1 pseudogene (running past one end of the window) is annotated in these 241 nt (G+C 61.4%); it reads left to right on the plus strand.

The window, feature by feature from the left end:
- Positions 1–173 (plus strand): annotated as a pseudogene (gene modB / locus JNK74_29055) (molybdate ABC transporter permease subunit) (it extends 440 nt beyond the left edge of the window).
- The last annotated feature ends 68 nt before the right edge of the window (positions 174–241 follow it).

Raw genomic sequence — 241 nt, forward strand, 5'->3', positions numbered from 1 at the left:
GCGGCAACATCCCGGGCAAGACGCGCGTCGTGTCCACCCAGATCTATGGTCATGTCGAAGCGATGGAGTACGCGCAGGCTCACTGGCTGGCGGGCGGCATGGTGGCCTTTTCTTTCGTGGTCCTGCTGTGCCTGTCGTTGCTCAAGCGCAACGGCGCGAGCGTGATGCGTTGATGGCTGATATCAACCAGATCCGCCTGAAGCTGCCGCGCGCGCAGTTCGATGTCGATGTCGATCTTCAG

It is taken from the genome of Candidatus Hydrogenedentota bacterium (assembly GCA_016791475.1).
Lineage (GTDB): Bacteria > Hydrogenedentota > Hydrogenedentia > Hydrogenedentales > JAEUWI01 > JAEUWI01.